The following is a 1,081-nucleotide window of genomic DNA, read 5'->3' as shown; positions in this document are numbered from 1 at the left end:
ATGCAGCGCAGGGGCCTGGTGCAGCTCCTCGGCGCTCCACGGGCCGCGGCGGCCCGGCTTGATCGCCAGGCACACCAGGCTGCCGCGCAGCCCGCGCTGTTCCAGCCGCGGGCGCGCCAGGGTGAATTCGGTTTCGCTCGCCAGCAGGCTGCGCAGCAGCGCCGCGCCTTCCTCGCGCTGGGTGTCGCGGTGGATGATCAGGCGCTCCAGTTCGACACCCAGCAGGCCAACCAGCGAGCGCACCAGGATGGGGGCGTCCAGCGTGCGTTCGCCCCTGCGCGCGAGCACCAGGTTGGCCCGCGGGCGCCCGCCGATGGGCACGCGTCCCACCGGCTGCACGGCCGGCTGCCGCGCCGGGCGCGACTCCACCACGGTCTGCCCGCTGACTGCATCCTCGATGGCCAGAGTGAGGTCCAGGGTCGCCGCGAGGATCGACAGCCGCCCGGCCATTTCCGGCTCCTTGCGCAGCGCCTCGGCGTAGGTCTGGAACAGCCGCTCGCTGGCATTGAAGCGCTCGCGCTGGGCCTGCAGCACGCTCTCGATGACGTGGTGGGAAAGCTTGTTGAACTCCAGCTCGAAGCTGCCGCGCAGGATCGGGAAGAGCAGGCGGTCGGCGGCCTTCAGCAGCTTGGCGGAAAGCTTCGGCGCACCCTCGCGGGGGGCGTAGACCAGCGCGCTGGCATTGCTCTGCACCAGCTGTTCCAGCCAGCTCACCTGGTCTTCCGCGCCGGCCGGAAGGCCAAGGCCGGTGGTCATCACCAGGTCGCCCGGCGAGATCCAGCGCCAGGGGTCCGGCAGGTCGACGGCATGGGCCCAGGTGATCAGCCGGCTGGTGCCGCTCTGGCCGGCAAGCGCCTGAAGTTTCAGCGCATCGATGTCGATGAGGTCCTGTACCGTCAGCATGGAGGTCCCGGCATGCAGTGTCTGGAACCGGCATGCTACCGGCTAATGCCGGCATGGACCATGCCGGCGCCGCTCGGCAGCCGCGCGTGGCGGCCCCCGAACGAGCGCGGCCTGGCTGACGCCTGGCGACCGCCAGGCCGCTAGCGGATGCCCTGGTTGCGCAGGGCTGTCGGGGTGT

General features: G+C 71.3%; 1 protein-coding gene. It reads right to left on the bottom strand.

Annotation, left to right across the window (positions count from 1 at the left end):
- Positions 1 to 903 (bottom strand): PucR family transcriptional regulator ligand-binding domain-containing protein (locus DVU99_RS19580; RefSeq protein WP_198670404.1); only part of this gene is annotated, 903 nt, incomplete at its 3' end.
- Positions 904 to 1,081 lie beyond the last annotated feature (178 nt).

It is taken from the genome of Dyella sp. C9 (assembly GCF_003332825.1).
GTDB lineage: Bacteria > Pseudomonadota > Gammaproteobacteria > Xanthomonadales > Rhodanobacteraceae > Dyella.
The sequence above is the reverse complement of the archived record's forward strand: the minus strand, read 5'-3'. Positions and strand labels throughout refer to the sequence as shown.